Source organism: Pseudomonas sp. NPDC089401, from assembly GCF_044749485.1.
In the GTDB taxonomy this organism is placed as follows: Bacteria; Pseudomonadota; Gammaproteobacteria; order Pseudomonadales; family Pseudomonadaceae; genus Aquipseudomonas.
On sequence record NZ_JBIVIA010000003.1, the window covers coordinates 542599 to 568718 of the forward strand.

Genomic DNA, 26120 nt, shown 5'->3' on the forward strand with positions numbered 1-26120 from the left:
CTGCGGGCCAGCCAGGAAGCGGAGTCAAGAGTGCCCACCCCACGTCAGTTCAGCAAGAAGACCAGCACCAGCAACATGCTGCGGCTCAAGGCCAACGCCGGCAGCCCCGAGGCGCCGTACCGGGTCGATTTCATCCTGCTCGAGCACTTCTCGATGGCCAGCTTCACCGTGGCCATGGACGTGCTGGTCACCGCCAACCTGCTGCGTGCCGACAGCTTCCGCTTCACCCCGCTGTCGCTCGACGGCGACCGCGTGCTCAGCGACCTGGGCCTGGAGCTGGTGGCCACCGAGCTGTCGGCCGAGGAGCTCAAGGAACTCGACCTGCTGATCGTCTGTGGTGGCCTGCGCACGCCGCTCAAATACCCCGAGCTCGACCGCCTGCTGGACGACTGCGCCGCCCACGGCATGGCCCTGGGCGGCCTGTGGAACGGCGCCTGGTTCCTCGGCCGCGCCGGCGTGCTCGACGACTACGGCTGCAGCATCCACCCCGAGCAGCGCGCCAGCCTCTCCGAACGCAGCCCGCAAACCCGCATCACCCCGGCCAGCTTCACCCTCGACCGCGACCGCCTCAGCGCCGCCAGCCCGAATGGCGCCATGGAGCTGATGCTTGGCCTGGTCCGTCGCCTGTATGGCGACGGCCTGGCCGAAGGCGTGGAGGAAATCCTCTCGTTCTCCGGCGCCCGCTACCGCCAGGTCGGCCCCGGCGCGAAAAAGTCCATGAGCCTGCACCTGCGCACCATCGTCGAGCTGATGGAGAACAACCTCGAAGAGACCCTGAGCCTCGACCAGCTGGCGTCCTACAGCGGCCGCTCGCGCCGCCAGATCGACCGCCTGTTCCAGGCCCAGCTCGGCACCTCGCCGCGGCGCTACTACATGGAGCTGCGCATCACCAAGAGCCGCCGCCTGCTGCAGTATTCCGACCTGTCGGTGATGGAAGTGGCGGTGGCCTGCGGCTTCGTCTCGGTGTCGCACTTCAGCAAGTGCTATGCGGCCTACTTCGGCTACCCGCCGTCGCGCGAGCAACGGCTGGGCGAGTGAGGGGGATCAGGCGCGGATGTAGCTGAGCACCACGTCGCAGATCATCTGCCGGTGGCGTTGCTTGACCTCGTCGGCGGCCAGGTCGATCTGGAAGATGTCGCCAAAGGTGTGGCGGTTGGACACCCGGTAGAAGCAGAACGAGCTCATCAGCATGTGCAGGTCGATGACCTCGATGCCCGGGCGGAACACCCCCGCCTCCACGCCGCGCTTGAGGGTGCTGCCCAGTGCGTCCAGCACCAGGCTGCTCATCTCGCGGATGGCCGGGGACTTCTTCACGTACTCGCCGTAGTGGATGTTCTCGGTGCAGACCATGCGCACGAAATCGACATTGCGGTCGTGGTGGTCGAAGGTGAACTCGGCCAGGCGGCAGATCGCCTGCTCGGCCGGCAGCGATTCCAGGTCCAGGCTCTGCTCGGTCTTGCGGATGTCGCCGTAGAGCTTGACCAGACACTCGACGTAGAGCTGCTCCTTGCTGCCGAAGTAGTAGTAGATCATGCGCTTGGAGGTGGCCGTGCGCTCGGCGATGGCATCCACGCGCGCGCCGGCCAGGCCTTGCTGGACGAACTCGTTGATCGCGGCCTGGAGGATGTCCTCGCGGGTCTTCTCGGGGTTGTTCTTGCGCGGTTGGCGCGTAGCCGAGGATTCAGGCGGGCTGAGGGGGGCTACGGGGTTGCTCATGGGGGCTCACGGGGTATTTTTTGGGATTTGGGGGGGATTATCCGTGAGTGACGGGGGGCTGGGAAGCAGGCTTTTGGTTTAGGCCGACTCAGCGTGCTGGAAATGGCGGCAATACACCGCCTCAAGACCAGCACGGTACCTGTAGGTAGGAGCGGCTTTAGCCGCGAAAGGGCCGTGTCAGGTTTAAGATAATTCAAAGGGCTGTGCGTAATGGCCACCCGGTGTACGGCGACAGGTTTGCAGCGCCTGTGAGATCGAGCGCCGCCCGCGCGGCGCATCGCGACCAAGGTCGCTCCTACATTTGTTGCAACGTGGCCACGCTTGGGGGGCCATGGTTGCCCGCCTTGGCGCCTGGCGGCAGAATGTGGCGCGGCTGCCAGGGGCTCTAACCTGGGTCTTTTATCGATTGCGCTGATGATTACTATCGAACGGCTTGCCTGTCGATGGCGCAGCAGCGACTTTTATAATCGCCTGCAAATTCTCCCCCCGCTCCTTTCGCCTGCTTCAGGCGCCATCTCCTTTGGAACCCAAACCATGCCAAGCGGCCAGTCCGACCCCAATCAACGCAGCGTGCTCCAGCAATGGCTCGCCATCCTCTCCGTCGCCGTGGGCGCGTTCGCCCTGGTCACCAGTGAATTCCTCCCGGTCGGCGTGCTCAACGACGTCGCCAGCGACCTGGGCATCAGCGCCGGCCAGGCCGGGCTGATGGTCACCCTGCCGGGCATCATGGCCGCGCTCGCTGCGCCGTTGCTGTCGGTCGGCATCGGCGCCATGGACCGGCGCTACCTGCTGGTCGGCCTGACGCTGATCATGATCGTCGCCAACGCCGTGGTGGCCTATGCCAGCGACTTCAGCCTGCTGCTGTTCGGGCGTGTACTGCTGGGCATCAGCATCGGCGGCTTCTGGGCCACGGCCATCGCCCTCAGCGGCCGGCTGGCGCCCAAGGGCGTGGGTGTGGCACAGGCGACGTCGATCATCATGGTCGGCGTGACCCTGGCCACCGTGCTCGGGGTGCCGGTCGGCACCTGGCTGAGCAACCTGATGGGCTGGCGCATGACCTTCCTGGTCACCGCGATCGTCGGCGTGCCGGTGTTGCTGGCGCAGGTGTTCCTGCTGCCACGGCTGGACCCGGACAAGGCCATCCGCGTCAGTGACCTGCCGGCGCTGTTCATCAACCCGCAGGCGCGGGTCGGGCTGATCGCCGTGCTGCTGATCGGTCTCGCGCACTTCGCCGCGTACACCTATGTGGCACCGTTCTTCAAGGAACGCTCCGGCTTCGATGGGCCGACCATCGGCTCGTTGCTGCTGCTCTACGGCATCGCCGGTGTGGCCGGCAACCTGTTCGCCGGTTTCGCCGCCAACCGCAGCGTGCGCCACACGCTGATGCTGGTGGCGCTGATGATCGCCATCAGCACCGCGCTGTTCCCCTACTTCGCCACCCACCTGACGGGCGCGGCGATGCTGATCGGCCTCTGGGGCTTCGCCTTCGGCGCCTTCCCGGCCTGCTCCAGCATCTGGATGTTCGTGGTCGCGCCCAAGGATGTGGAGCGCGGCATGCCGCTGTTCGTCGCCATGTTCCAGGTCATCATCGCCCTGGGCTCGTTCTTCGGCGGGCGCATCGTCGACCAGATGGGCAGCGCGGTACTGATGAGCCTGGCCACGGCGCTGGTGGGCTGTGGCTTCGTCACCGTGCTGGTGCTGGGGCGCAACGTCAGCAACCGCCTGGCGGCGCAGCTCGGCTAAGCGCCTGCGGCGCGGCAAACCCTGGTTTGCCGCGCCGTGTCGACGACTACAACAGCGCAGCAAGCCTGTCAGGTTTTTCCCGGCGTCAACCCCTCTCCGTCAGTGTTCCCCTCATGGTGTGAACGCCCGTCCATCAGTAAAATTTCGCCTTCACGGACCACCTGGGACCTCCTGTCCCTTGCCTAAGGAAGGCTATTTCTGATGACCGCTGTACCCTCCGATTCCGCGCCCAGCGAGCGCGAAGTCCAGATCGCTGTCGCCCCGCTCGACACCCTGCTCAGCGAAGACCTCGGCGCCGCTGCCGCCAACAATCGGTCGGCCCGCTGTTTGAGGTAACAACCAGCACACACAGGGCTGCAAAAGGTCGCGGACGAGAAGCCTTGCACCCGCACGGAAATAAGAAAAACCCAGACTTCCCTGTTGATCGCGACGCTTTTGACATTGACCGAGGCCAATATTGGAAAGATCGTGCGACAGAAGCAAACAAATCGAGAAAAGGAGGCTGCAGCATATGATTCCGGTGGAAGTTACAAAATACTTAGGTAAATACACTGGCGACATTACCAGAACAGACTCCAACAGGGCAGCATCGGCGCTTCAGCGCTTAGGAGTCTCAACAGACTCTCAATTCGGTGAGTTCTACCTTAATTATCAAGGTAGTTTCATAAGCCCTCGACCTATCGCTGAACTGCTTGATATTGAAGGCCCTGACATCCCTGCAATCCCAGATCAAACCGATTATGTCTGGGATAGATACGAGATACCCACACATTACCTGGCCATAACTTGCGACGAAAGCGAAGGGATGTACCTATACAACATAAACAATGGCGCCGTTTACGACCTTGACATCAGAGACTTAGACAAATTCATAACAGGAGAGCTCCCTGCCCGCTGGGAAAATTTCAACCAATTTCTAATCTGGTACTTCGAACCACCCATTTAAACCGCAGGCACGACCACTCCATCGAGCCGGGCCTTAAGTTAGCGATCGCTACAACAACTGTGGTGATCGCGCTTGAGCTAAACCTTACACGCCAATTTCCCGACACAAGCACGAGTGCAGGGCTATTAAGATTTACATTGAGGGACGTAAAAAGACTGGAAGGTCACGACAGAGGCCTGCAACTGCCCTTAAGTCCAGAATGAGCGAAATGCAGAACTTCGAAGAACTCTTCATAACCTTACAGGCCGCCACTGGGAAAAAAGTCAGAAAAGAAGCATCCAAATTAACAGATGAGTACGAACATATGCTCACAATCTACGAGGGCACTTGCGAAGACTCAGTAGAGTTTCTGCTCTCAGTTTTTCGCGATAAAGACCTATGCGACAAGCCAGGAGTAGACATGTTCGCAATGATGGCAGGAAACGAACTATTCCTAATGTCAGACGCTCAGAAGAAATCAATTTACAGCACGCTACGCAACATGTATCAAAATTACAATAATCTAGATTTTTGTTGGGTTGTGGGCGATTTGATTGCAAGAAACTATGAACGAAAGGAAGCGATGGACTTTTTTTCCAGCGAATTCCCAAAGTCGACCCACAATGGCAAGGAAGGGATTGCATTAGGCTTGGACATTATTGCTCGCCAAGAGGGACGTAGCGCCGAAGTCAATAAAATGATAGATCGCATTTTGAAAACTTGACCGCTCACTCGGAAATTATTGATACCCAAGGGGTGCTGATCAACCTATGCCTGACGAGTCAATAGTCGCAGCATCCTTAGGCAGCGTGCAAAAGCCAAAACCCAGGCTAATGGACATGCGCGCCCAAAGCAATGTCCACTGGAACACGAAAACCTGTATCGAACCACAAATTAAAATCTCAACGCATTTGGATTGTTTTCACGGACATTCGCAGCAGGAAATGCACCGAGCACAATAGGCTGAGCCTGGAAGCGGGTGATGTAAAAGTCCAAAACGAAAAACCCCAAGACTAAGTAGGCATGGCCGGACGCAACTATTCAACTCAAAAGGCAAAGCAAACTACAAAAGCGAGTGCAATTGTGAAACCTGACGCGTATCGAAGAGAAATATTGTTCAGACGCTTGGAGGGCAAGCAGATCATAAACCAATTCAAATCTCAAATAGAGGCGCTTACTGAGGAAAATTTCGATGAAAGCAAGAGGCTCAGCCGGAGGACAGTGACAAACTTATCGACCTCGACATGAATCTGCTCTACACCCTTGAATTCCCTTCATTCGCCGCATGCCTCGACGAACTGGCGCAAGAAGAGGGAGGAAGCGCGTGCTATCTATTAATTAGCGAAGGCTGGCAAGCCTGCGGCGCGTACCTAACAAATCCGCACCATCTAAACAAAAATTTCAGCTTCCATACCACACAAATACATGCAATTAGGCTTATATACCCAGAATGGGACCACGAAATCTGGATTGATTTACTCCTTGATCGCCAAGGTGATTATTTTGAGTATCAAAAATACAAAAGAAGCGTTATCGCTGGAGCATAATAAAGCAATTCTTCGGCCATGATGGAAACGGCAAGCTTATCCAGGCCGTCAACGCCGGCAGTAAATTGCAGTGGTTCCATGACGATGCGGGTAATCTCACGCATGAGCACCAGCATTACCTGAACACCGGCAAACCGATGGTTGCCGTGTGGCAGCATGCGTACGACGTGCTTAACCAGCGTATCTCGACAGTGCGCCCGGACGGGCACAAGGTCAGCTGGATGACCTATGGCAGCGGTCACTTGCTGGGCATGACGCTCGATCACGAGATGCTCGCCTGTGAGCGCGACGACTTGCACCGCGAAGTGATCCGTCATCAGGGCAACAAGCTCATGCAGACCCAGGCCTTCAACCCTGCTGGCAACCTGCTCGACCAGAAAACCCAAGAGCTGAACCGCCCACTGCAGGCGAACCCACGTCGTAACAAGTTGATGGACAACCTGCTGCGAAAATTATCTCTCAAGATCCAATCGGCTACTTAGGAGGCCGAAACTTCTATCAGTACGCCCCTAACCCAATATTGTGGACAGACCCACTTGGGCTAGCTCGTGACCTATCAGGTTGTGACAAATCAAACCGTCCATTAGGCAGCAGCCAATACTCTGTGCTTTATGAAGTACAACTTGCGCCAGGGCAACAAGTAGGAAGCGCCCCCTCTCATTTCAGAGAGCCCAATCGACAGTTGGATACAGCAATGAGGAGCGACCCACAACTCAAGGATATGATGGACCAGCACTACCCAGGTATTGGCGACCATGTTGCTTCCGGTCCAAGAGGAGGTTACAAGTCAAGTGCACCAACTGGCTTCTCCTGGCATCATCACCCCTGCCGTAAGGGAGTTCTGCAATTGGTACCAATGCCTCAGCATCAAGCACCGGGGCCCGTTCAGGGTGTACTGCACCCAGGTGGACAGGGTGGTAAAAAAATTGGGGTGGAGGACGTACAAGGTAATGAAAATCGAAACGCTTGAAACAATACTGAACAGCATAAAAAATCAGCCCTGGGATTTCGCAATTTATATGCCCCATGGAGTTCCATGGAATGAGCACACCAAGTGCGCAGTGCTAGACCCTGATGACTTCGAAAATGAAGAAGACCCTGAAAGACCAAAATTTGCAACTGAGAACAATTTACATTACGCGCTAGGCATAGAATTGACTAAAAGCATCATCGAATACGCGCTAGCACAGAAACCGCAGGCCACCGCACATCAGCTAGCAAGCGCCTTTACCTATTACTATGACAATGATGCGTACCTTGACTGGGCAAAAACAGAATGATCTGAAAAAGACAAACAGAAGACATGCATGAGCACAAAGATAGTTTGCGCAGGAATGTCTTTTACAGACCTCTTGATCATCGACCCAAGTACAGACAAATAGGCATAACACCTCAAAAGTCGAGTCCCCTTGAACGGTCGTTCTATAAGGACGAGCAACCAGTGGCCAGTGGCCCCTGGGAAAGTCTGGAGGGTCATCCGGGGGTCTGCAAACGATATAGAGAACCTAAAGAAACAAATTGCAAATGCCATGCAACATCTTTAATCGATCCTGCAGGGCCAGCAGCCAGCGCCGCTCACCCCGCCCCAGCGCAAAATCTCAGAACGCCGGCACCACGTCGCCGTGATAACGGTCCAGGATGAACTGCTTCACCTGCGCCGAATTCAACAACGCACCGAGCTTCTGCACGGCCGGGTCGTTTGCTTTATCCCTGCGCACGTACAGGTAGTTGGCGTAAGGCGATTCCGAACTTTCGATGAACAGCGCATCCTTGTGCGGCTCCAGCTTGGCCTCCAGCGCGTAGTTGGCGTTGATCAGGGCCATGTCCACCTGGCCGAGCACACGCGGCAGCATGGCCGCTTCCAGCTCCTTGAACTTCAGGTGCTTGGGGTTGCTGGTGATGTCGGCCGCGGTCGCCATGATATTGCTGGGGTCCTTGAGGGTGATCAGCCCCTGCTTGGCGATCAGCAACAGGGCACGCCCGGAGTTGGTGGGGTCGTTGGGGATCGCGATGGTGGCGCCGTCCTTGAGTTCGGCCACCGACTTGATCTTGCTGGAGTAGGCGCCAAAGGGCTCGATGTGCACCGCCACCACGGGCACCTGGTCGCTGCTCGGGCGATCTTTCTGGTACGCCTCGTAGTACGGCTTGCTCTGGAAGTAGTTGGCGTCCAGCCGGCCTTCGTCGACCTGGCGATCGGGCTGGATGTAGTCGGTGAAGACTTTCACCTCCAGCTCGACGCCCTGCTTGGCCAGTTCAGGCTTGAGGAACTCCAGGATCTCGGCATGGGGCACCGGCACAACGGCGATCTTGAGCGTTTCAGCCTGGGCTGTAGCGATCGAGGCCGCCAGCAGGGCAACGGAGAGTGCAATGCGTTTCACAGGTATTTTCCTTTGAATCGTTCAAGGGTGAAGGCGGACAGGTCCAGGTCGGTGGTGCCTCGGGTGCACCATTGCGCGAAGGCCTCGCCCAGTGCGGCGGAGTGCTTGAAACCGTGGCCCGAGCAGGCTGACACCACCAGGGTGTGCTTGAGGGAGGGGTGCGCGTCGATGATGAAATGCCGGTCCGGGGTGACGGTGTAGGCGCAGACCGCCGACTTGAGGACTTTGCCAGTCACCCCAGCGATACGGCCCTGCACTTGCTGGGCATACATCTCGCGCTCTTCGCCAGCGGAAACCGTGCGGTCCAGCTGGTCGGGCAGCGACGCGGTGTGGTATTGGGCCGTGGCGATCTTCAGGCTGCCCTCACCGGGTAGCGCCGGGAAACCGTAGTTGATCTTGTCGTCACCCCGCCCGTGGGTGAGGATGAAGGTGGGCGAGGCACCGACCAGGCCGGCATCCGGCTCGAGTTCGAACCAGAACAGCTTCTGCCGGTACACGCTCAGCAAGCGGTCGAACGGCTCGCCCAGCAACCCGCCAGCCCAGTTGCCAGCGCTGAACACCAGCTTGCCGGCCCGCACCGTGCGCCGGTCGGTGGTGAGCGTGACGCCATGCTCGTCGGAATCGATCTGGGTGACCGTTTCGCCCGTGTGCAAGGTCGCGCCATGCTGCACCGCCAGGCGCAACTGCACCTCGATGCAACGCTCGGGGCGCACGAAGCCGCCACCTGGCTCGAAATAGCCGATGGCATCGTCGCGCACCTGGGCAAATTGCGCGAAGCGCTGGCGGATCTGCTCGGCATCGAGCACCTCGTGTTCAATGCCGTAGGTCTGCGCCAGGCCGATGGTGCGCAGGGTGAAGTCGCTTTTGTCCTGCGGGTCGAAATCGGGGCTGGAGGTGAGCGCGAGCAAGCCGGACTGCTCGAACAACGACTCACCGGACAGCCCTTCCAGTTCCCGCCAGATCTGCTGGGCGCGTTTCACGATAGGGACGTACTGCGCACCCTCCCCCACCGAAAGCCGGGTGATCCGCGTGTCACCATGGCTCGAACCCAAGGTGTGCGGTGGATGGTAGCGGTCGATGCCCACCACATCGACGCCCGCCTTGGCCAATTGATAGGTGGTCGCGGCGCCCATGGCGCCCAGCCCTACGACGACTACTTCACAGTGCTCCACTGCAGACGCTCGCTCAAAAAAAGCGATAGTTGAAAGTAAGTCATGCCCGGACACAAAGAACTAAAGCGCATAACCATATGCCCGTCAGGCCCGGCGTTCGGTGGCAGTGATCGAGGGCAAATCCCAGGTGCTTGTCAGACGCCGAAATTGAACGCGATGGAGACGCGGGGCCGCGTTCCGTTGTATCGCTGCACAGCGTGCATCAGCCACGAGGGAAACATGATGAAGGTGCCGGTCGCGGGCGCCACGGTGGTGCTGTAGCCCGCGGTCAGGCAACCCTCGATGCGCATTCGCAGCTCCGGGTTGTAGAGCGAGGGCATCATCCCGCGCGGGTCGGGGAACTCTAGGTCGCCGCCGACCTCCGGGTTTTCCTGGCGCCCGCCGTCGTCCACCCAGTACACCCCGGACCAGAACGCGCCCGGGTGGCCGTGCAGGTGGTTGGCATGGCCCGGGAAATTCACGTTCGCCCACGCGGTATGGCGCCACGCGAAGGCTGGCTCGATCAGGCCATGTTCGGCGCTGTGCACGGCAGTCAACTGGTTGGCGAAAGCACGGCCGAACTCCAGCAGGCGCTGCGCCGCCTCACCGCCCCACTCGGTGAAGTCGGTCGCCGATTGCCACCCGCCCTCGTTGCTGTGGGTGGTTCCCGGGTCCATCTGCATCCGCTGGGCAATGGCCGCCTGAAGCTGTGCATTGAGGGACTCGGCATCCGGGTGGACGATGCGCGCGACGGGCGTGGCGAAGAAGTTGTGGATCTGGATGGCGTCGGGGTTCAGATCGGGCTTGGGCGGCGTGGATTCACTCATCGGATCCCTCGTGGAGTCGGTCAGGCGCAGCCATGGACCCGCTGCAGCGAACTGCGAAATTAACCGCAGAATGTGCAGAAACGATGGAGTTGGTCGGGCGTGCCTTCAGAGCAGGATGTAGTCGCTGCGGGCCACCGTGTCTGCATGCTCACCGTGCACCAGGTGCACATGCAGGCCCGCGACCTGGTCGATCGCCAGGCAATCGTCGACATCGAGCACGGCATCGGTGTGCGGTTTCAGCCAGCCGCGCTGCATGCGCTGCTTGCCCATGGCCTTGGCTTGCACCTTGTTGGCGGCGGCGACCAGCAGGTAGCGGTGCGCTTCGCCGAAGACGTTCGGTTCGTAGCCCCCGAGGTTGATGAAATACAGGCGCAGCGCATCCTTGGCCGGCGACGCTGGTTGCAGCGTCACGCGATAGCCGTCCACGCCGTGGACCTCCAGCCAGGAATCGATATGCAGGCCCTTGGCCGCCCCGAACCAGGCGCTGCGCAATTGCGGGTAGGCCTGTTCGAGCGTGTCGGCGTGGGCGAACACCACATCGTGTACTTCGATCTTGGCGGCCGGGTGGCGGCCGCCGAGCATGACGACGTAAAGCATCAACGGTCTCTGAATGAACGGTTTGCGTGGCTACCTTACACTAACGTGCGCCGGCCTGCGGCGTGTGGCATTTCGCGGCGCGGCGACACCTCTCGGAACAGTAGCGCACCTCGCCCCAACAGCGCGCCCAGCGTTTGCGCCAGGTGAATGGCAGGCCACAGACGACGCAGACCTTGCTCGGCAGGTGTTGCTTGTTCATGGCAGCAGATCACGGCGTGCCTTGCGGCATGCGGCGGAAGAACAAGGTGATCTGCCCGACCTCGACACCGAGCTTGCTCATGCGCGTGCGGTTGATCAGGGTGTCCTCGTCCATCAGGTACATCCAGTCATCCATGTCCATGGTCCAGTGCCGGCCATCGACCGGCAGGTCCAGCTGGTAGCGCCATTGCAGGGCGTTGCCCGCCACCACGCCGGTGGCCTCGCCGATCACGTCGCCGGCCGTGCCGCGCCAGCGGTTCGGGCCTTCGGGGGTGAGTGTCCAGGTGCGCTGCTGGCGGGTGCCGTCGCTGTAGACGAAACGTTCGTCGAGGATCAGCCGCTCGCCGTCACGGCGGCTGTCGATACGCACGTGGAAGCGCTTGACCACCTCGCCCGAGCGCTTCTGGAACATGCCCCAGGCCTGCACCGGCTGGGAGAAATACGCCACCAGGTCCAGGCGCGGTCGTTCCTGGGCGTAGTGCTCGACCCCGACCTTGCAACTGCCCAGCAGCAGGCAGGTGATCAGCAGCAGTGCCTTGTACATGTTTCAGCCTCCTCGGTCGCGCCCGGCCTGCCCGATCAGACGCTCGCGCAACTGCGCATCGCGGGACCGGGGGTCCAGCCAGATGGAAAAGAACGCGCGGGCGAAGGCCGGGTCGGGCTCTGCCTGGGTCAGCTGGCCATCGACATAGAAGCGGCTACCTTGCCCGGGCAGGTACAGGCCGGTGATGCGCATGCCAGGGCGCACGTCGACGAAGGCCTGGGCCAGGGAAGTGGACCATTGTCGGACGGTGTCGGCGGGCAAGGGGCGGTTCGCCAGGCGTTGTATTTCATCGATGCTGGCTTGCACCAGGGTGTTCCGCGACAGCGACCGGTGGTAGGTCAGCTCGAGGGCAAAGGGGGCGTCCCAGCTCCAGGGGCCATCGGCGCACCACAGGCGGGCGGTGTAGAGGCGCAGGCCGAACCAGGTGAAATCGCCGCTGCCGGAGAGCTGGGCGCTGGGCAGGCTGGAGCGCCAGTCAGCGGCTGCGGGCTGGGCCAGGGTGATCAGGGTGGCCAGGGCGAATGCGTTGATGGCCGAGGATATGCGTGCCACGGGCGCTGCACCGTGAGGGAGGGATACTGTACAAGAATAGTTTTATGTACAGTTTTTGGAAGGCGCCTGGCACGGGCTTCGCCCGTGTTCGCGGGTAAACCCGCTCCCACAGGGCCTGGGCTGCCCCCAAGAAGTTGGATACCCATCCAACCGCTGTGGGAGCGGGTTCACCCGCGAACACCGGCGAAGCCGGTGCCACGCGGGCCGCGATCGATGGTTACAGCACCGGCTTGCGCGCCGCCCCGCTACGCCGCTTGGCCATCGCCGCCAGGCGCACCGCCACGTTCGCCGCGCCATACCCGGCATAGCCGCCCTTGCGCTGGATGATCTCGAAGAAGAAACGCTCCTCGAAGGGCTCGGTGTACACGTGGAACAGCTCGCCACCCTGGGCATCGCGGTCGTACAGCACGTTGTAGTACGCCAGCTCGCTGAGGAACTCGTCGTTGAAATCGAAGCGCGCCGCCAGATCGTCGTAGTAGTTCAGCGGGATCTCCAGCAATGGCACACCCGACTCTTTCGCCCGCGCCACTTCGGCGAAGATGTCCGCGCAATCGAAGGCGATATGGTGCACGCCCGAGCCTCGATAGCTCGACAGTGCGTGGGCGATGGCGGTGTTGCGGTTTTCCGAGATGTTCAGCGGCAGGCGCAGGCTGCCACACTGGCTGCGCAGCGCGCGGCTCTTGACCAGGCCGTAGGGGTCCGGCAGCACCACTTCGTCATCCGCCTCGAAGTCGAACAGGCTCTTGTAGAACAGCACCCAGCTGTCCAGCGATTCGGCCGGCAGCGCCAGGGCCATGTGGTCGATGCGCTGCAGGCCGCCGCGGGCGCTGGCGGCCGGGTCCAGGCGGAAGTCGGTGTCGTACAGCGATGGGCCTTCCTTGCCCTGCTCCACCAGGTAGAGCAGGCTGCCATCGGGCGCACGCACGGCCGGCACTTCGCATTCGTTGGGCCCGACCAGGCCGCGGAACGGCTGGCCACGATAATCGGTGGCACGCTGCAGCGCGGCGTGCTCGTCCTTGACCCGCAGGGCGGTGGCGCACAGCGACGGGCCGTGGGCCTCGAAGAAGTTGTGGCCGAACGAGTACGGCTCGGCATTGAGCACGATGTTGATGTCGTTCTGGCGCAGCAGGCGCACGTCCTTGCTGCGGTGCTTGCCGGCTTCGGCAAAGCCCAGGCGCGTGAGCCAGCTGCCCAGGCGCGCGCCGACAGCTTCGTCGACGGCGAATTCGAGGAACTCCACGCCCTCATAGGTGCTGGCCGCGGGCGGCGTGAACAGCACGCCCGGCTCGATGGCGGTGCCCTCCTGCTCCAGGCGCAGGCGGGTCTGCTCTTCGAGGTACAGCAGCGAGCGCAGGCCGTCGGCAGCGTTCTGCCGAGGCGGCGCGGCGCGGAAGCCGTCGTTGAAGATTTCCAGCGACAGCGGGCCGCGGTAGCCGGTGGCGAGGATCGGCGCGAGGAACCCGGCCAGGTCCATTTCGCCCTGGCCCGGGAAGTTGCGGAAATGCCGGCTCCACTCCAGCACGTCCATGTTCAGGATCGGCGCGTCGGCCATCTGCACGAAGAAGATCTTGTCGCCGGGAATGTCGCGGATGGCGGCCGGGTCGCCCTTGAGCGACAGGGTGTGGAAGCTGTCGAGGATCACCCCCAGGGCCGCGTGGTCGGCCTGGCGCACCAGGTTCCAGACTTGCTGGTAGGTGTTGACGTGGCGGCCCCAGGCCAGGGCTTCGTAGCCGATGCGCAGGCCGCGTTTGCCGGCGTGCTCGGCAAGCAGGCGCAGGTCGTCGACCAGGATCCGTTCATCGCCCAGGGCGTCGGCCTGGACATTGCTGCACACCAGCACCAGGTCGGTGCCCAGCTCTTGCATCAGGTCGAACTTGCGCTCGGCGCGGTCGAGGTTTTTCTGCAGGCGGTCGCGGCGGCAGCCTTCGAAATCGCGGAACGGCTGGAACAAGGTGATGGCAATGCCTAGGTCGGCGCACATCTGCCGCACTTCGCGGGGGCTGCCGGCATAGTAGAGCAAGTCGTTCTCGAAGATCTCGACGCCGTCGAAACCGGCGGCGGCGATGGCTTCGAGCTTTTCCGGCAGGGTGCCGCTCAAGGACACGGTGGCTATCGAACGCTGCATGGGGAAGTTCCTTGTTATTGGACGGACGACGGGCCGAAAAACCTGATGGGTTTCTGGCACGTTCGATTATTCGCAGGTAGAGTCGACCCGGCAATCTGTTTGTACGAAATGGTTAGTTTTGCGTTCGATTACCGCACAAAACCGATTTCGACGAATTGATTCAGTGCCGACCCTGGGCAAACATGAACCCAGACGCAGGCCAACCGATCGCCCTTTCTGCCCCAGGCCATTCGGCGCAACCTGCGTAGAAATACCCAACGTCACACCATAATAAGTTCAATAAATTCGGGTACCGACCTATGCACACCTCCTTCGCCTTGCTATCCGCACCTTCTCGTTCGTCCATTGCTTGCAGACACCGCCTGCCCGTGCACGCGCCATAACCTACGCCCTACTTCCGTAAAGCGCCTGCACAGCCTCTGGCCGCCCCTGGGCGACGCCAGCCGTGCGGTGACCAACAAGAACAACGGAGACAACGATGGCTCACTCCAGCTCTCAAGCCAAGAAAGCGACCGCCAGCGGTTGGATCGGCTCGGCACTCGAATACTACGATTTCTTCATCTATGCCCAGGCTGCGGCACTGATCTTCCCGCAGATCTTCTTCCCCAATACTGACCCGAAAATGGCCATCATCGCCTCGCTGGCGACCTACGGCGTGGGCTACCTGGCGCGCCCGATCGGTGCCTGCGTGCTGGGCCACTGGGGTGACACCCGCGGGCGCAAGAACGTGCTGCTGCTGTGCATGTTCCTGATGGGCCTGTCGACCATGGCCGTGGGCCTGCTGCCGACCTACCACGACATCGGCCTGCTCGCCCCGGCGCTGCTGGTGGTGCTGCGCCTGGTCCAGGGCTTTGCCGTGGCCGGCGAGATCTCCGGCGCCAGTTCGATGATCATGGAGCACGCCCCGCTGGGCCGGCGCGGCTACTACGCCAGCTTCACCCTGCAAGGCGTGCAGGCCGGCCAGGTACTGGCGGCGGCGGTGTTCCTGCCCCTGGCCTACTTCATGCCGAGCGAAGCCTTCAACGACTGGGGCTGGCGGATTCCGTTCCTGATGAGCGCCGTGGTGCTGATCGCCGGTTTCATCATCCGCAAGGAAGTCCACGAGACCCCGGCCTTCGTCAAGGAAGAGAAGCAGGACAAAGTGGCCAAGTCGCCGATCAGCGAGGCCTTCCGCCACAGCTGGAAGCACATGGTGCTGGTAATGTTCATGGCCCTGATGAACGTGATCCCGGTGGTCGCCACCATCTTCGGCGCGGCCTACGCGGTGCAGCCGGCCTACGGCATCGGCTTCGACAAGAGCGTGTACCTGTGGATCCCGGTGGTGGGCAACATCGTCGCGGTGCTGGTGATTCCGTTCGTGGGCAACCTGTCCGACAAGATCGGCCGTCGCCCGACCATGATCGCGGGCTGCCTGGGCTCGGGCCTGCTGGCCTTCGTCTACCTGTATGCGATCAGCATCCAGAACGTGCCGCTGGCCTTCGCCGCCTCGATCGTCATGTGGGGCATGGTCTACCAGGGCTACAACGCGGTGTTCCCAAGCTTCTACCCGGAGCTGTTCCACACCCGCTATCGCGTGTCGGCCATGGCCATCGCGCAGAACGTCGGCACCATGCTGACCGCCATGCTGCCAGCGCTGTTCGCCCTGGTGGCGCCACCGGGTTCGGAGAACATTCCGCTGGTGGTGGGCGGCCTGGCGTTCTTCATCACCTGCGTGTGTGCACTGGCGGCCTACATTGCGCCAGAGACGCACCGCATGGCGATGGAAGACCTGGGCAATCCAGATGCCAAGCCGATGGAGAAGGAAGCCTTCGAGGCCAGCCGTAAAGGCAGCGTTCAGGCGGTGAGTCACTGATAGATTGGATGGGGCTGCTTTGCAGCCCCAACCATTTCAGCCTTTAACCACTTCCTGCAATTCCACCCAAAGCTTCTCCACATGCTCCCGCTCGGTCGGCAGAGCCCCCACCGACACCCGCACCATCCATCGCCCGTCCAGCGTCGCCGGCGTCACATACGCCACCCCGGACGCATTCAACCGCTCGGCCCAGGCCCGGGTATGTGCATCCAGCGCCTCCCCCTCCAGCCCCGCAGGCTGGTGGCGAATGCACAAGGTCTGCAGCTGCACCGGCGCCAGCACTTCCCACCCCACCGCCGCCTCGACCTGCGCCGCCAGCCAGCGGGCATTGTCCAGGTCCCGGCGCAGGCGCTGCTGCAATGCCTCGACCCCTTCGCTGCGCAGCATGAACCACAGCTTCAACGCGCGGAACCGGCGCCCCAGCGGGATGCCCCAGTCACGCAGGTTCTTCACCTCGCCATCCACCGCCGATTGCAGGTAGCTCGGGTTGGTGCTCATCACCCGGATCAGGTGCTGTGGGTCGCGCACGTAGTAGATCGAGCAGTCGAAGGCCACCCCCAGCCACTTGTGCGCGTTGACCACCAGCGAATCGGCCAGCTCGATGCCGTCCCACATCCAGCGGCATTCCGGGAGGATCATCGCCGAGCCGGCCATGGCCGAATCCACATGCAGCCACAGGCCGTTGGCCTGGGCGATCTCGCCGATCGGGCGCAATGGGTCGAGCGCCGTGGTGGTGGTGGTGCCGGTGGTGGCGACCACCACGCACGGCCGGTTGCCGGCCGCCAGGTCCTGCTCGATGGCCGTCTGCAGCGCCTGCGGGCACATGGCGTAGCGTTCGTCGGTGGCGATCAGGCGAATGTTGGCCCGACCGAACCCGGCCAGCAGCGCGGCCTTGTCCACCGAGCTGTGGGCATGGGCGCTGACGTAGACGATCAACGGCCTGGCTTCGGCCTGCAAGCCACCGCGTACCAGCGCGTAGTCGGTGGCGCGCTCGCGGGCGCTGATCAAGGCGACCAGGGTGCTGCTGGACGCGGTGTCCTGGATCACCCCACTCCACTGGGCCGACAGGCCAAGCAGCTGGCGCAGCCAGTCAAGGGTGGTTTCCTCCAGCTCGCTCAGCGCCGGGCTGGATTGCCACGACAGGCCCAGCACCCCCAGGCCAGTGCTGAGGAAGTCGCCGAGTACCGATGACAGGGTGCCGTTGGACGGGAAGTAGCCGTAGAAATCCGGGTGCTGCCAGTGCGACAGGCCCGGCATGACCAGCTGGTTGACGTCGGCGAGGATGGCCTCGAACGGCTCGCCCTGCTGCGGAGCGCCCTGGGGCAATTGGGCCTTGAGGTAGCCGGGCTCGACCTGGGCCATGACCGGGCGTTCGCCGACGGATTGGCGGTAGTCGGCGATCAGGTCGATCAGCTGGTGGCCGTACTGGCGGAATTGTTCTGGGGTCACGCGCGGCTCTCCTGTGGGTATTCATTCGCCTGTACCGGCCCTTTCGCGGGTAAACCCGCTCCCACAGCGATCCCACAAAGCTAAAGACCTGCAGAGAACCCTGTGGGAGCGGGTTTACCCGCGAAAGGGCCGGTACAAGCGACACGATGCCCCCAGTCTAGGCGCCCAGGCCCAGGCGAATAAGCCCCGCTTCACGCATACCTGCTATGGCAAACCCGCAACCCCGCCCTGCACCCCGAACTGCGACTGCCGCCACAGCTCGAACACCCGGTTGCGCAACCACCTGTGCTCCGCCGACGCCTGCAAGCGCTGGTGCCACACCACCCAATAGCGCTGGGTATGCTCGACAAACCCCAACGGCCGCCATGCCAGCCCATGCAAGCGGCACAACTGCCGGGCGATATGCTCGGGGACGGTGGCCAGCGCCTGGCTGTTGCCGATCACCTGCACGGTCGCCGAGAAGAACGGCACCTCCAGGCTGACCCGCCGCTGCAGGCCCTGGCCGCGCAGGTGGCGGTCGATGAAGCTGTCCTTGTCGCCGCCACCCGAGATGCGCACGTGCTTGCAGGCCAGGTAATCGTCCTGCCCCAGCACTTGCAGGGCCGTCAGCGGATGGTCGGCGCGCATCAGGCACACCGCCCGGTCCTCACCCAGCAGGCGCCCGTGCAGGTTGGGTGGCGATTCGTCGAACAGCGTGGTCGCCAGGTCGATCTCGCCACTGGCCAGCAACGCATACTGCCCGGCCTGCCAGGTGCGGTACTCGATGGACACGCCCGGCGCCTCCTGCTCCAGCGCCGCCACCAGCAACGGCAGCATGTGCTCGGCCACGTAGTCGGAGGCGGCCAGGCAGAAGCGCCGCTCGCAGCGGGCCGGGTCGAAGGCGGCGGGTTGGCGCAGGGCCTGCAGTTCCTCGAGCACCTGGCGCAGGGGCTCGACCAGTGCTTCGGCGTACTCACTGAGCACGTAGCCGCGGCCCTGGCGCACCAGCAGCGGGTCGTCGAAGGCTTCGCGCAGGTGGGCCAGCTGGCGGCTCAGGGCCGATTGGCTGACACCCAGGCGCTCGGCGGCGTGGCTGAGGTTCTTGAGCTGCAGGAGGTAGTCGAGGGTGCGCAGGTGGGCGAGGCTGAGGGAGGCGAAAGCGGGGTTCATGCAGGCTCCCTTCTGTAGATTTTGCTGGCCTATTCGCGGGTAAACCCGCTCCCACAGGGATCTCCACAAGGCTCGAGTCCTGTGGAGATCCGTGTGGGAGCGGGTTTACCCGCGAATGGGCCGCAAAGCGGCCCCAGCTTTTTAGGCGGTCAGGCCAACGTAGACGTTCTGCACGTCATCGTTCTCGTCGATCGCCTCAAGGAATGCCTCAACCTCAGCCAACGCTTCGGCACTCAGGCTGGCCGCACTCACCGGATTCTTCGGGGTGTAACCGATCTTCGCCGAGGTGACGGTAAAGCCCTGCTCCGGCAGCGCCTTCTGCACGGCGTCCAGGTCGGTGGTGTCGGTAATGAACAGGGTCGAACCCTCTTCCTCACCTTCCTCGAAGTCCTGGGCACCGGCTTCGATGGCGGCCATTTCCGCGTCGGCATCGCCTTCCGGAGTGGCTTCGATCAGGCCGACATGGTTGAAGTCCCAGGCCACCGAACCGCTGGCACCCAGCTGGCCCTTGCGGAACAGCACGCGGATCTGCGCCACGGTGCGGTTGACGTTGTCGGTCAGGCACTCGACGATCAGCGGCACCTGGTGCGGAGCGAAACCTTCGTAGCTGACGGCATGGTACTGCACCGCCTCGCCGTCCAGGCCAGCGCCTTTCTTGATCGCACGCTCCAGGGTCTCGCGGGTCATCGAGGCTTTCTTGGCCTGGAGAATGGCCAGGCGCAGGCGCGGGTTCATGTCCGGGTCGGCGCCGGACTTGGCGGCGATCTGGATTTCCTTGGCCAGCTTGCCCATGATCTTGCCCTTGGCATTGGCAGCTGTTTCTCTATGTTTGGCTTTCCACTGTGCGCCCATGTCGACTCTCTTTGTTTCAGCGGCCGGTTCAGGAAGCGACCGGCCAAAAGTGGGTGCAGTTTATACGCCCTCGGGCGGTGGATCGACAAGTAATCTCACGCTTTGTCGGCCTTGCCGGCCGCCGCCGCGAAGCGCGCCAGCCGCACATCCAGGTGGCGCGGCCGCAGGCCGCGGTCTTCGGCGCGCTCCTTGCGGCGGATGGCATTGCGCACCATCAGCGAACCCAGGTAGCGGATCGGCTCGGGCGGGAACAGCCCCAGCGGCCCCTTGACCAGCGGCGAGCGGGTCCACGGGTTGTCCATCCCCAATGCCAGCGACGAAAGGATCTGCCCACCCATGTGGCACGGCCCCACCCCGCTGCCGGAATAGCCGAAGCCGTAGAACACGTTGCCCTGCCCGTCCAGCTTGCCGAAGAACGGCAGCCCGGTCACCGAGCGGTCCGACGGGCCGTTCCAGCTGGCCGCCAACGGCACCTCGGCCAACGCCGGGAAGAACCCGCCCAGGCTTTCGCGCAGCAGCGGCCGGTAAGGCGATGGCTGATCGAACACCGGCAGCATGCGCCCGCCATAGGCGAAGGTGTTGCCGCCCTTGCCGAGCATCAGTCGGCCATCGGAGGTGTTGTGGTAGTAGTGCACGAAAATCCGCGAATCGAGCACGCTGACGCCGCTGTCGAGGCCGATCTCGCGCAGCAGCTGCGGGCACGGTTCGGTGATCACCATGTCGCTGGAGACAATCGCCACGCTGCGCTCGAACTGCGGGAAGGCCCGCGCCATCCAGGCATTCAGGCCCAGCACCACGCGGTCGGCACGCACGACACCCTGGGCCGTGCGCACCTGAACCGGTGCCCCGTGCTCGAGGCCGGTCATGGCCGTCCCTTCATGGATACGCACGCCGCGCTGCAGAGCCACCCGGCGCAGGCCGCGCACCAGCTTGCCCGGCTGCACCGTGGCGGCGGCCGGCGAGAACCAGCCCTCCAGGTGCCGCGTCGAACCGGCCAGGCGCTGCACCTGGTCCAATGGCAGGCGCTCGAACGAATTGATCCCCTTCTGCTGCAACGCCGCGATCACCGCATCGGTGCCGCCGACCTGGGCCTGGTTGGTGGCGGTGTACAAGGTGCCATCCAGGCGGAAGTCGCAGTCGATGCCATTGGCCGTGCAGAAATCGCCGATGGCCGCGATGCTGCGCTCCGACTCACGTACCAGGCGCACCGCCTCGGCCACGCCGAACAGGCGTTCCAGGGTGAAGTACTTGGCCGACCACGACAACGCGCAACCGCCGTTGCGGCCACTGGCACCGGCGCCGCAGATATCGGCCTCGATCAGCAGCACATCCAGCGCCGGCACCGCCTCCTTGAGCATCAACGCGGTCCACAGCCCGGTGTAGCCGCCGCCGACGATGCACACGTCGCAGCGGGCGTCGCCTGGCAGCGGCGGGCATACCGCGTCCTGTTCCGCTTCCAGGGCCTGTTGCAGCCAAAAGGGTCTCATTCGCTCGCTTTCCTTCAGGTACGCAGTGGCTTGATCGCCATGCTGGTGTTGGGTGCCAGGTCATTGGCCTGGGGCGTGCCGGCCGGGCGGCTGTTCCAGTGCGGCAGCAGCACCAGGGCCGAGAACAGCGCGCAGCCGGCGAACACGATGAACACCGTGACGCTGTCGAAGTAGCCCGGCAGCAGGCCGCCGAGCACCGCGCCCACCGAGCCGCAGCCGTTGACGAAGCCCGCCGCCGTGGCGCCGGCCTTGGCCGTGCCGAAGTCGATCGCCGCCGCGCCACTGATCATCGAGTCCGGGCCGTACAGGGTCAGGCCCATGCAGAACAACAGCGCCACCACCAGCACGATGCTGCCGCTGTGCATGGCGGCCATGAACGCGGCCAGGGTCACGGTCAGCAGCACCAGGCTGATCACGCAGGCCGGCATGCGCCGGGCACCGAACAGCTTGTCCGAGGCCAGGCCGATGATGATCGGGCCCAATAGCCCGGCCAGCTCGAAGGCGGTGGGGATGATCGCCGCGCCGACCTTGCCCACCGAGGGCATCTGCTCGAAGACGATCACCGGGCCCCACAGCAGGATGGCGTAGCGCGCAGGTTTCAGCAGGAAATACGCCAGGCCCAGGGTCAGCACCGTGCGGTTGCGCAGGATCTCGCGCAGCGGCGCCCAGACGCTGCACAGGTTGCCGGCCGGGGCCATGCTCTGCGGCTCCGGTTCTACCGCCGGCAGGCCGACATCCTCTGGCTTGTTGCGCTGCAGGAAGAAGAACAGCACGGCCACGCCGGCCACCACCGCGGCACTGGAGAAGAACGCCGCGTGCCAGGTGCCGACCAGGGTGTAGGCCCACCAGCCGGCGAACGGCGAGGCGACCAGGCCGCCGAAGGCGTAGCACGAACTCCACAACCCCAGCACCCGCCCACGCTGGGAGGCCGGGAAGAAGCTGCCGATGTTCTTGCACAGCCCGGCCCAGCCGGTGGACTGCGCCAGGCCCTGGATCAGCATGCAGGTGGCGAAGATCGGGAAGGTCGCGTAACTGCCCATCACCACGGCGGCGGCGGCGGAAATCAGCAGCCCCCCCAGCACCACCACACGCGGGCCGAAGCGGTCGGCGAGCATGCCCCAGGTGAACTGGCCCACGGCATAGGCGGCCAGGTAGATGCCGTCGAGGTTGGCCATGGCGGCCTTGTCGAGCATGAACGTCGGGTCTTCGCCGATGCCGAGCTTGGCCACCGAGAAGGCTTTGCGGGTGAAGTAGAAGGCGGCATAGGCCAGCCAGGTGATCGCGAAGATCTGGATGCGCCAGCGCTTCAGCGCGGCTAGGGATTGATTCATTGACTCTGACCTCTTGCTCAAGTGTGCCGGCAGATTGTTAAAAAACGCCTGTCTTGTTGTTGTGTTGCGCACTGCATGACGGGGCTCGTCATCTGGTCAGATGGCGCCGGTGTGCGGGCCATGGCCCGGCCGCCGCTTGTGGCGGCGGCCTTGGGTTGCAAAGTATGGAAACAGTTGCTGACTGATAAATAAAATCGATTTATCGTATTTCACACATAAGCTCAGCTTGTTAATGGAGTGCCCATGTCGGTGTCCCACGCTCAACTCAAGGCCTTTCACGCGGTGGCCGTGCACGGCAGCTTCACCCGCGCCGCGCAGAAGCTGTTTCTCACCCAGCCGGCGGTGTCCGACCAGGTGCGCAAGCTCGAGGAGCGCTTCGGCGTGCAGCTGTTCCAGCGCAACAAGCGTTCGGTACAGCTGACCGACCTGGGCGAGCGTTTGCTGGGGATCAGCCAGCGCCTGTTCGCCTGCGAAGCCGAAGCCCATGACCTGTTGCAGGACTCACGCGCCCTGCACACCGGCAGCCTGGTGCTGGCGGTGGATGCGCCGGTGCACGTGCTGCCGCAGATCGCCCGCTTCTGCCAGCGCTACCCGGGCATCCAGGTCAAGGTCGAGACCGGCAACACCGACGAATCCCTGTCGCGACTGTTCAGCTACCAGGCCGACCTGGCGCTGCTGGGGCGCGATGTGGATGACCAGCGCCTGTACTGCGTGCCGCTGCGCCGCGACCCGATGGTGGCGTTCGTCTCGCACAACCACCCCTGGGCCAGCCGCGGCTCGATCAGCCTGGCCGACCTCGACGACACGCCCCTGGTGCTGCGTGAACCGGGGTCGGTGACGCGGCAGACGCTGGAAGAAGAGATGCAGCGCGCAGGCCTGCGGATTCGCCCGGCGATCCAGGTCGAAGGCCGCGAGGCGGCGCGCGAAGCGGTGGTGGTGGGGATTGGCGTGGGGGTGGTGTCGGCCGCCGAGTTCGGCGCGGATGCACGGGTATGCGCGTTGCCGATCGTCGATTGCCAGCGGCACCTGACCGAGACCCTGGTGTGCCTGAGCGAACAACGAAGCCGCCGGGTGGTGGCGACCTTCCTGCAGATGGTTCAGGAAGCTTTGTAGCGCCTGTACCGGCCTCTTCGCGGCTAAAGCCGCTCCTACGGATTCAAGCCTGCCACTGTACCTGTGGGAGCGGCTTTAGCCGCGAAGAGGCCGGCAAAGGCAATACAAAAATCAGCGGGTCGCGATCACGAACAACCGCGGAAACGGCAGCAACACCTTGCCGTCGGTCGCCGCCGGGTAATCCTGCTGCATCGCCTGCAGGTACATCTGCAGGAAACTCTCCTGCTCCGGCTCGTCCAGCCTGGCCAGGTAAGGCCGCAACGCCGACCCCTTGAACCACTCCACCACCGCCTCGGCCCCTCCCATCAAGGGATGGTGATAGGTGGTGCGCCACACATCCACCCGCGCGCACAGCGGGCTCAGCAGGTCGTAGTAGAACGCCGCATTGTGCCGCGGCGGCAACTGGAAGCCGGCGAACTTGTCGGCCCAGGGCCCACGGCTGGCGATATCGCGCAGTTGCCGGTGCGCCGGCTCGTCGAGGTTGTCCGGGGTCTGTACGGCCAGGCTGCCGCCCTCGCTCAACTGGCGCACCAGGTGCGGATACAGCGAGCCGTGGTCCGGCACCCACTGCAGCGAGGCGTTGGCCAGGATCAGGTCCTGCGGCTCGGGCGCCGACCAGGTGCCGATGTCGGCGATCTCGCAACGCACCCGCGGAATATGCAGGCGCTTGCGCTCGCGGGCCTTGTCGATCATGTCCTTGTCGCTGTCCAACGCCGTTACCTGGGCATCCGGGCAGCGCTGCAGCAGTACTTCGGTGGAGTTGCCGGGGCCACAGCCCAGGTCGGTGGCGTGGCGCACCGGGCGCGGTGGCACGGCGGCGAGCAGGTCGCGCACGGCGCGGGTGCGTTCATCTTCGAACAGGGAGTACTGGGTGGCGGACCAGGCCATGGGGGGCTCCTTTTGGGCGGGCGATGGCTTGAGCATAAGCCATCTTCGCGCCGGAACCGACCACCTATGCTGGAAGTCAGTCCCTGTATGCGAATGCCCATGAAACCATTCCTGGCCCTGGCCATTGCCGCCCTGATCGCCGCCGCCGCCCTGCTCGGCTCGCCCTGGATGAACCAGCGCTTCCACATGCCCGAGCAGAAAACCCAGGCCGCACAACGCGAAACGGCCGGGTCCCCGAGGGAGCCGGCCGTTTCCAACAGCGATTGACGCTTAGTGCTGCTTGCCCATGCGCAGCTGGTGCACCACGCCCATGGCCACCACGACAGCCGCGGCGATGCCGGTGGAGATCACCAGGATCTGGTAGTCAGGCATGAAGGCCATGGTCACCAGGGCGGCGATGATGAAGCCGATCACCAGGTAGGTCAGCCATGGGAACAGCCACATCTGCAGGCGTACTTCCTTGCCTTCGGCGATCAGCTTGCGGCGCATGCGCAGCTGCGAGAAGGCGATCACCAGGTACACCAGCAGGGCGATCATGCCGGTGGTGTTCATCAGGGTTTCCAGCACGTCTTTCGGGCGCAGGGTCTCGCTGAAGTTGATCAGCGCGCAGACCACGGCCACGGCGCAGGAACCGATGATCGCGTACACCGGTACACCGGTGCCGGCGCGGGTGATCTTGAAGAACGACGGCGCGTCGCCACGCTGGGCCAGGGAGAACAGCATGCGCGAGGCGGTGTAGTGGCCCGAGATCAGGCAGCTGCTCACCGAGGTCAGCACCACGAAGTTCATCAGCAGTTCGGCGTGCGGCACGCCCAGCAGCTCCAGGGTACGGCGGTAGGCGCCATAGCCGGAAACGCCCAGCTGCGGGTCGTTCCACGGTACCAGGCAGACGATCAGGAAGATCGAGCCGACGTAGAACAGGCACACGCGCCATACCACCGAGTTGGTGGCCTTGACGATCTGGGTGGCCGGGTCTTTCGCTTCGGAGGCGGCGATGGTGACGATTTCGGCGCCGAGGAAGGCGAACATCACCCCCAGCAACGCGCCGATTACCGTGGTGATGCCATTGGGCATGAAGCCTTCGGCGGTCAGGTGGCTGATGCCGCGCACTTCACCGAACTGCCAGATGTTCATCACCGCAGCGCCGCACACGATCAGGAAGCAGACGATCGCGATCACCTTGATCAAGGCGAACCAGAATTCGAACTCGCCGTAGTGCTTGACGTTGAAAAAGTTGACGGTGATCAGCAGCAAGGTCGTGGCCAGCACGAACACGTTGACGCTCACGTCGGGGAAGAAGCCATGCAGGATCTTGCCCGCCACATAGGCTTCCCAGGCCATCAGGATGACCCAGTACCACCAGTACAACCAGCCGATGGTGAAACCGGCCCAGCGACCGATGGCGCGGTCGGCGTAGGTGGAGAACGAGCCGGTGTCGGGCGAGGACGTCGCCATTTCACCGAGCATGCGCATGATCAGGACCACCAGGATGCCGCCGGCCAGGTAGGCCAGCACTGCGGCCGGGCCGGCGCTGTGGATCACGCTCCCGGAGCCGACGAACAAGGCGCCGCCGATCACCCCGGCGATCGACATCATCGTCAGGTGGCGCGACTTGAGCGAGGCACTGAGCTTGCTCTCGTGCCCGCTTTTCGCGGTGGTGGTTGTGGATGTTGCGTCCATCAGTTGTGTACCCCGT

At 63.2% G+C, this 26120-nt stretch carries 26 protein-coding genes and 1 pseudogene; 11 read left to right on the top strand and 16 right to left on the bottom strand.

All coding sequences use genetic code 11. The features are described from left to right. Nucleotides 1-30: 30 nt before the first annotated feature. Complete coding sequence (locus ACIP21_RS09835; protein WP_400686854.1) at nucleotides 31-1038, top strand: GlxA family transcriptional regulator; 1008 nt, start codon at nucleotides 31-33, stop codon at nucleotides 1036-1038. Nucleotides 1039-1044: 6 nt separating this feature from the next. Here ACIP21_RS09835 and ACIP21_RS09840 read toward each other — a convergent pair whose 3' ends face one another. Beyond that, complete coding sequence (locus tag ACIP21_RS09840) at nucleotides 1045-1716, bottom strand: TetR/AcrR family transcriptional regulator (protein ID WP_400686855.1); 672 nt, start codon at nucleotides 1714-1716, stop codon at nucleotides 1045-1047. A gap of 534 nt (nucleotides 1717-2250) precedes the next feature. Here ACIP21_RS09840 and ACIP21_RS09845 point away from each other — a divergent pair. The 7 genes and pseudogenes from ACIP21_RS09845 (at nucleotide 2251) to ACIP21_RS09875 (ending at nucleotide 7211) form a co-directional block, all read left to right on the top strand. Beyond that, nucleotides 2251-3459 carry an MFS transporter gene (locus ACIP21_RS09845; protein ID WP_400686857.1) on the top strand — a complete coding sequence of 403 codons (1209 nt, stop codon included), beginning with the start codon at nucleotides 2251-2253 and terminating at the stop codon, nucleotides 3457-3459. A 201-nt stretch (nucleotides 3460-3660) separates the two neighbouring features. Continuing rightward, entirely contained in the window at nucleotides 3661-3795 is a 135-nt protein-coding gene (locus ACIP21_RS09850; protein WP_400686859.1) for a hypothetical protein, read from the top strand. A 175-nt stretch (nucleotides 3796-3970) separates the two neighbouring features. Then, nucleotides 3971-4405, top strand: coding sequence for a hypothetical protein (locus ACIP21_RS09855; RefSeq protein ID WP_400686861.1), 435 nt, complete (start codon nucleotides 3971-3973; stop codon nucleotides 4403-4405). A 208-nt stretch (nucleotides 4406-4613) separates the two neighbouring features. Beyond that, a complete protein-coding gene (locus ACIP21_RS09860; RefSeq protein WP_400686862.1) occupies nucleotides 4614-5108 on the top strand; it encodes a hypothetical protein in 495 nt (164 codons plus the stop codon). A gap of 520 nt (nucleotides 5109-5628) precedes the next feature. Further along, the gene (locus tag ACIP21_RS09865; protein ID WP_400686864.1) at nucleotides 5629-5931 is read left to right on the top strand and encodes a hypothetical protein; all 303 of its coding nucleotides are present in this window, start codon (nucleotides 5629-5631) and stop codon (nucleotides 5929-5931) included. A gap of 11 nt (nucleotides 5932-5942) precedes the next feature. After that, nucleotides 5943-6383, top strand: a pseudogene (locus tag ACIP21_RS09870) (hypothetical protein); the annotation flags it as partial. A 498-nt stretch (nucleotides 6384-6881) separates the two neighbouring features. Beyond that, nucleotides 6882-7211 carry a hypothetical protein gene (locus ACIP21_RS09875; protein WP_400686866.1) on the top strand — a complete coding sequence of 110 codons (330 nt, stop codon included), beginning with the start codon at nucleotides 6882-6884 and terminating at the stop codon, nucleotides 7209-7211. A 318-nt stretch (nucleotides 7212-7529) separates the two neighbouring features. On the opposite strand, the gene ACIP21_RS09880 is transcribed toward ACIP21_RS09875, so the two are convergent. The 8 genes from ACIP21_RS09880 to quiC form a co-directional block, all read right to left on the bottom strand. After that, nucleotides 7530-8309, bottom strand: coding sequence for a MetQ/NlpA family ABC transporter substrate-binding protein (locus ACIP21_RS09880; RefSeq protein ID WP_400686868.1), 780 nt, complete (start codon nucleotides 8307-8309; stop codon nucleotides 7530-7532). Continuing rightward, complete coding sequence (gene solA, locus ACIP21_RS09885) at nucleotides 8306-9481, bottom strand: N-methyl-L-tryptophan oxidase (protein ID WP_400686870.1); 1176 nt, start codon at nucleotides 9479-9481, stop codon at nucleotides 8306-8308. Before solA ends, ACIP21_RS09880 begins: the two co-directional genes overlap by 4 nt. Before the next feature lie 134 nt (nucleotides 9482-9615). Then, on the bottom strand, nucleotides 9616-10287 hold the full coding sequence (locus ACIP21_RS09890) for a TIGR02466 family protein (protein ID WP_400686872.1): 672 nt from the start codon (nucleotides 10285-10287) through the stop codon (nucleotides 9616-9618). A 105-nt stretch (nucleotides 10288-10392) separates the two neighbouring features. Continuing rightward, nucleotides 10393-10884 carry a DUF1543 domain-containing protein gene (locus ACIP21_RS09895; RefSeq protein WP_400686874.1) on the bottom strand — a complete coding sequence of 164 codons (492 nt, stop codon included), beginning with the start codon at nucleotides 10882-10884 and terminating at the stop codon, nucleotides 10393-10395. A 40-nt stretch (nucleotides 10885-10924) separates the two neighbouring features. Beyond that, entirely contained in the window at nucleotides 10925-11083 is a 159-nt protein-coding gene (locus tag ACIP21_RS09900) for a DUF2256 domain-containing protein (protein WP_400686876.1), read from the bottom strand. A gap of 9 nt (nucleotides 11084-11092) precedes the next feature. Next, complete coding sequence (locus ACIP21_RS09905; RefSeq protein WP_400686878.1) at nucleotides 11093-11626, bottom strand: DUF3833 domain-containing protein; 534 nt, start codon at nucleotides 11624-11626, stop codon at nucleotides 11093-11095. Between the two features lie 3 nt (nucleotides 11627-11629). Beyond that, the gene (locus tag ACIP21_RS09910; protein ID WP_400687115.1) at nucleotides 11630-12169 is read right to left on the bottom strand and encodes a chalcone isomerase family protein; all 540 of its coding nucleotides are present in this window, start codon (nucleotides 12167-12169) and stop codon (nucleotides 11630-11632) included. Between the two features lie 226 nt (nucleotides 12170-12395). Beyond that, complete coding sequence (gene quiC, locus ACIP21_RS09915; protein WP_400686880.1) at nucleotides 12396-14303, bottom strand: 3-dehydroshikimate dehydratase QuiC; 1908 nt, start codon at nucleotides 14301-14303, stop codon at nucleotides 12396-12398. 478 nt (nucleotides 14304-14781) lie between these two features. Here quiC and ACIP21_RS09920 point away from each other — a divergent pair, with 478 nt between their 5' ends. Then, complete coding sequence (locus ACIP21_RS09920) at nucleotides 14782-16155, top strand: MFS transporter (RefSeq protein WP_400686882.1); 1374 nt, start codon at nucleotides 14782-14784, stop codon at nucleotides 16153-16155. A gap of 36 nt (nucleotides 16156-16191) precedes the next feature. Here the strand turns inward: ACIP21_RS09920 and ACIP21_RS09925 are convergent, their stop codons facing one another. From ACIP21_RS09925 to ACIP21_RS09945, 5 genes are all read right to left on the bottom strand, one after another. Further along, nucleotides 16192-17604, bottom strand: a complete 1413-nt coding sequence (locus ACIP21_RS09925; protein WP_400686884.1) for a DOPA decarboxylase — start codon at nucleotides 17602-17604, stop codon at nucleotides 16192-16194. A gap of 204 nt (nucleotides 17605-17808) precedes the next feature. Next, nucleotides 17809-18753: a LysR family transcriptional regulator gene (locus ACIP21_RS09930; protein WP_400686885.1), complete on the bottom strand. Its 945-nt coding sequence runs from the start codon at nucleotides 18751-18753 to the stop codon at nucleotides 17809-17811. Between the two features lie 141 nt (nucleotides 18754-18894). Next, nucleotides 18895-19605 carry a YebC/PmpR family DNA-binding transcriptional regulator gene (locus ACIP21_RS09935; RefSeq protein ID WP_400686887.1) on the bottom strand — a complete coding sequence of 237 codons (711 nt, stop codon included), beginning with the start codon at nucleotides 19603-19605 and terminating at the stop codon, nucleotides 18895-18897. A gap of 95 nt (nucleotides 19606-19700) precedes the next feature. Further along, nucleotides 19701-21092 carry an FAD-dependent oxidoreductase gene (locus ACIP21_RS09940; protein WP_400686889.1) on the bottom strand — a complete coding sequence of 464 codons (1392 nt, stop codon included), beginning with the start codon at nucleotides 21090-21092 and terminating at the stop codon, nucleotides 19701-19703. Nucleotides 21093-21106: 14 nt separating this feature from the next. Beyond that, entirely contained in the window at nucleotides 21107-22423 is a 1317-nt protein-coding gene (locus ACIP21_RS09945; protein WP_400686891.1) for an MFS transporter, read from the bottom strand. A gap of 243 nt (nucleotides 22424-22666) precedes the next feature. Here ACIP21_RS09945 and ACIP21_RS09950 point away from each other — a divergent pair, with 243 nt between their 5' ends. Beyond that, the gene (locus tag ACIP21_RS09950; protein ID WP_400686893.1) at nucleotides 22667-23536 is read left to right on the top strand and encodes a LysR substrate-binding domain-containing protein; all 870 of its coding nucleotides are present in this window, start codon (nucleotides 22667-22669) and stop codon (nucleotides 23534-23536) included. 111 nt (nucleotides 23537-23647) lie between these two features. Here ACIP21_RS09950 and tam read toward each other — a convergent pair whose 3' ends face one another. After that, nucleotides 23648-24424, bottom strand: coding sequence for a trans-aconitate 2-methyltransferase (gene tam, locus ACIP21_RS09955; protein ID WP_400686895.1), 777 nt, complete (start codon nucleotides 24422-24424; stop codon nucleotides 23648-23650). Between the two features lie 87 nt (nucleotides 24425-24511). On the opposite strand from tam, the gene ACIP21_RS09960 reads away from it, so the two are divergent. Continuing rightward, complete coding sequence (locus ACIP21_RS09960) at nucleotides 24512-24691, top strand: hypothetical protein (RefSeq protein ID WP_400686897.1); 180 nt, start codon at nucleotides 24512-24514, stop codon at nucleotides 24689-24691. A 3-nt stretch (nucleotides 24692-24694) separates the two neighbouring features. Here ACIP21_RS09960 and ACIP21_RS09965 read toward each other — a convergent pair whose 3' ends face one another. Next, on the bottom strand, nucleotides 24695-26104 hold the full coding sequence (locus ACIP21_RS09965) for an amino acid permease (protein WP_400686899.1): 1410 nt from the start codon (nucleotides 26102-26104) through the stop codon (nucleotides 24695-24697). Between the last annotated feature and the right edge of the window lie 16 nt (nucleotides 26105-26120).

Coding starts and splice junctions, on each gene's coding strand:
- ACIP21_RS09840 (WP_400686855.1), bottom strand. CDS start 1,716: ATGAGCAACCCCGTAGCCCCCCTCAGCCCGCCTGAATCCTCGGCTACG.
- ACIP21_RS09845 (WP_400686857.1), top strand. CDS start 2,251: ATGCCAAGCGGCCAGTCCGACCCCAATCAACGCAGCGTGCTCCAGCAA.
- ACIP21_RS09850 (WP_400686859.1), top strand. CDS start 3,661: ATGACCGCTGTACCCTCCGATTCCGCGCCCAGCGAGCGCGAAGTCCAG.
- ACIP21_RS09855 (WP_400686861.1), top strand. CDS start 3,971: ATGATTCCGGTGGAAGTTACAAAATACTTAGGTAAATACACTGGCGAC.
- ACIP21_RS09860 (WP_400686862.1), top strand. CDS start 4,614: ATGCAGAACTTCGAAGAACTCTTCATAACCTTACAGGCCGCCACTGGG.
- ACIP21_RS09865 (WP_400686864.1), top strand. CDS start 5,629: ATGAATCTGCTCTACACCCTTGAATTCCCTTCATTCGCCGCATGCCTC.
- ACIP21_RS09875 (WP_400686866.1), top strand. CDS start 6,882: ATGAAAATCGAAACGCTTGAAACAATACTGAACAGCATAAAAAATCAG.
- ACIP21_RS09890 (WP_400686872.1), bottom strand. CDS start 10,287: ATGAGTGAATCCACGCCGCCCAAGCCCGATCTGAACCCCGACGCCATC.
- ACIP21_RS09895 (WP_400686874.1), bottom strand. CDS start 10,884: ATGCTTTACGTCGTCATGCTCGGCGGCCGCCACCCGGCCGCCAAGATC.
- ACIP21_RS09900 (WP_400686876.1), bottom strand. CDS start 11,083: ATGAACAAGCAACACCTGCCGAGCAAGGTCTGCGTCGTCTGTGGCCTG.
- ACIP21_RS09905 (WP_400686878.1), bottom strand. CDS start 11,626: ATGTACAAGGCACTGCTGCTGATCACCTGCCTGCTGCTGGGCAGTTGC.
- quiC (WP_400686880.1), bottom strand. CDS start 14,303: ATGCAGCGTTCGATAGCCACCGTGTCCTTGAGCGGCACCCTGCCGGAA.
- ACIP21_RS09920 (WP_400686882.1), top strand. CDS start 14,782: ATGGCTCACTCCAGCTCTCAAGCCAAGAAAGCGACCGCCAGCGGTTGG.
- ACIP21_RS09930 (WP_400686885.1), bottom strand. CDS start 18,753: ATGAACCCCGCTTTCGCCTCCCTCAGCCTCGCCCACCTGCGCACCCTC.
- ACIP21_RS09935 (WP_400686887.1), bottom strand. CDS start 19,605: ATGGGCGCACAGTGGAAAGCCAAACATAGAGAAACAGCTGCCAATGCC.
- ACIP21_RS09940 (WP_400686889.1), bottom strand. CDS start 21,092: ATGAGACCCTTTTGGCTGCAACAGGCCCTGGAAGCGGAACAGGACGCG.
- ACIP21_RS09945 (WP_400686891.1), bottom strand. CDS start 22,423: ATGAATCAATCCCTAGCCGCGCTGAAGCGCTGGCGCATCCAGATCTTC.
- ACIP21_RS09950 (WP_400686893.1), top strand. CDS start 22,667: ATGTCGGTGTCCCACGCTCAACTCAAGGCCTTTCACGCGGTGGCCGTG.
- tam (WP_400686895.1), bottom strand. CDS start 24,424: ATGGCCTGGTCCGCCACCCAGTACTCCCTGTTCGAAGATGAACGCACC.
- ACIP21_RS09960 (WP_400686897.1), top strand. CDS start 24,512: ATGCGAATGCCCATGAAACCATTCCTGGCCCTGGCCATTGCCGCCCTG.
- ACIP21_RS09965 (WP_400686899.1), bottom strand. CDS start 26,104: ATGGACGCAACATCCACAACCACCACCGCGAAAAGCGGGCACGAGAGC.